Source organism: Vibrio sp. A8-1, assembly GCF_013048685.1.
GTDB lineage: Bacteria > Pseudomonadota > Gammaproteobacteria > Enterobacterales > Vibrionaceae > Vibrio > Vibrio metschnikovii.
In genome coordinates this window covers 1-2532 of the sequence record NZ_VHTC01000072.1, presented here as the reverse complement: position 1 = coordinate 2532, position 2532 = coordinate 1, and the positions used below count along the sequence as shown (strand labels likewise).

General features: G+C 41.9%; 3 protein-coding genes. All 3 read right to left on the bottom strand.

All coding sequences use genetic code 11. From position 1 onward, the window contains the following. Nucleotides 1-120 precede the first annotated feature (120 nt). The 3 genes from FKN93_RS17150 to FKN93_RS17140 all read right to left on the bottom strand — a co-directional run bounded on the left by FKN93_RS17150 (nucleotide 121) and on the right by FKN93_RS17140 (nucleotide 2452). A complete protein-coding gene (locus FKN93_RS17150; RefSeq protein ID WP_170905743.1) occupies nucleotides 121-1707 on the bottom strand; it encodes an IS66 family transposase in 1587 nt (528 codons plus the stop codon). Nucleotides 1708-1781: 74 nt separating this feature from the next. Next, nucleotides 1782-2099 carry an IS66 family insertion sequence element accessory protein TnpB gene (tnpB, locus tag FKN93_RS17145; RefSeq protein WP_170905742.1) on the bottom strand — a complete coding sequence of 106 codons (318 nt, stop codon included), beginning with the start codon at nucleotides 2097-2099 and terminating at the stop codon, nucleotides 1782-1784. Next, nucleotides 2096-2452 (bottom strand): hypothetical protein, encoded by a 357-nt coding sequence (locus FKN93_RS17140; protein ID WP_170905741.1) that lies wholly within the window; start codon nucleotides 2450-2452, stop codon nucleotides 2096-2098. The genes tnpB and FKN93_RS17140 overlap by 4 nt, the downstream gene beginning before the upstream one ends. Between the last annotated feature and the right edge of the window lie 80 nt (nucleotides 2453-2532).

Below are 2532 nucleotides of genomic sequence, written 5' to 3'. Positions count from 1 at the left end.
GTGAGCTTACGGCAGCATGGCGTGACATAGGTAATAAAGCGAAAAATCTGGTTTCTTAAATTTCAGGCACGGCAATACTTAGGCCACGGGCCCAAGCATTGCTTGATAATGAGCGGTTTATTATTGGTATTGGTCGAGATAATTCCAAGGTAGGTATTTTTCAGGATGCTTTTTTGCATCATCCGCATCTCGTTGCAGTCGCGTAAAATAATCAAATACATTGATGCCTGCTTCATTGCCTGTTGCTATCATCGACGTGATAACATCGCCAATGTTCGCACCGAGTAAGCTTTTACGAAACATCGCATTTTTTCTATCTCGCACCACTATTTTTAACATCGATTCTATGCGGTTATTATCTATTTTTACCCCTTCGTGATGGCAAAATAAACTCAGCCCGTCATAGTGTTTTAAAAAATAACGGATCGCTTTGCCTAGACCGCTATTTTCTTCAATGCTTTCATTAGTAAAGTGCTTTTCACCCCAGCTTTTAATCGCTTCTAATATGGGTAATGAATGTTGTTGATGGTACTCAAGTCGCTCGCGTGCGGTAAGCTCACGTTCAATGGTTGTATGTTCATTGCGCCAAACTTCACCATAGAGTGTGAGTATATTTTCAACCTCTTCGGGGAAATGATTAATGACATCGACAAACTGGCGTCTTGCATGGCTATTACAAAGTGACGTTTCAACCTCGCAAGTACTTGGCTGATTACTGGCGAGTGCATCACTCATTAATATCGGTATGATAGTGACTTGTCGTTTGTAGAGTATCCGGTCGATAAACTCACCTGCGTGCCCAATATTGGTTTCAAATAACACAATATCATGGCCCGTTTTTATGCTGGCAATCACTCCTGATGTATACACACCTGAGCGCAAGCGTGTTTTCTCGCCATTACGTACTTTCTTCTCAATTGGCTTGGCGTCAAGAATACGGTGGGTGGTGTCATCTAAGTAATAGTGCTTTGCATCGCCAGCGAGCTCAAACAAGTGCTGGTAAACAGGATAAATCGCATCACAGACAAGCTCGACTTGGTCAAACACCGTCGACGCAGTGATGTTGACGCCCAATAGCTTTTGGATGTTGCCTTGACGATAAAAAGGTAGCCCAGCAAAGTATTTATAAATCGCCATTAACGCACGCGCAGAGTAGCCATATTTTTGATGGCTATTACCATCATTTAATACTTCATCGGGCAAGTTTGCCGTGAAGTAGGCACCACACGCATTGCAACGCAGGCGCTCCATAATATGTTGCTCTGGGGTAAAAGGCGTTTGCCCTGTAATGCGTAATAAACTGCCTGGCTCGACTTTATAGACCTTACCTTTCAAACATTCTGGGCAGCTATCTCCTTTATTTATCTCGTTTAACGCATGTTTGATGATAACGGGTTTGACCTGTGTAAAGTCTTCATCCTGTGTTTTTGGTTTTTTACTTTTCTTGCTGGTAGTTTTTTTCTGCGCATTACACAGGTCGCTTTGCTTTTCTGATGATTTTTCAATCCCAAGTAACTTACGTAATTTATGCACGGTGATACCGTGGTCAGCCAGCTTGTTTTGTGTTGTTGTTAATGTCAGTAACGCATCAAGCAATAACTGATAATCATCAGCGCTAAGCGCAAGATTATTTTCTTTGGCTTCAATCACTCGCTTGATTAAATCATCGAGAGATTGTGCATCGATATCGTTAAAAGGTTTTGCCACAATAAGCCTTTTGCCTGCGGGGATAAAAAAGAGGATGGAGTATGATCCGATTAAAAATGAAATCAAGCGGTTATTTATAATGGGATGTAATTACCGTTGAGTAATTGTCGTAAATGTTTGGCGTCCACGGACGTCATGGCGCTATTAATGGTTGGCCAGCCGGAGAACTTGCCCTTAGATAAACGCTTTGTCATCAACCAAAAACCGTTATTTTCATAAGCGAGTGCACGCACCATGGTTTTGTTACGATTAATAAAAACAAACAAGGTACCAGAGCGAGGCTCACAACGAAGGCGTTGTTTACACAGCGCAGCTAACCCATCAATGCCTTGACGAAAATCAGCGGGCTGGGTAGCAATCAAAATGTCACTATGACGGGTTAAATGGATCATGATTTTATGGCCTCAATTAACTGAGTAAACCGTGTTTGGCTGACTTCGCCTGATACGGCTAAAGAATTGCCATTGTTGAACTTCAGATCGATAGAAAGTAACTCGGTTATTGGCGTCGTATTGGGTAGTGAAATAAAGTGATTGGATACATCATTTGATGAGTTGGCGGTAAGCCAAGTATTGAATTGCTCATGACTAATACGCAACTTTTTAACAATGGTTGTTTTTGAATAATGCGATAAAAGGGCGATCGCTTGCTGGCGCAAATTTTCAGGGATTGCACTACCTCTGGAAGGTTTATTGCTTCGCCACTGTTCAAAGTTAGCGAGGGTGTTAAGGAGTTTATCTGGCATCATTGTGACCGGGTTGATTTAGTTACAATGATTAAATCAGGTTAATTGAAATAAGTTGAGCTACGCTGCCGTAAGCTCAC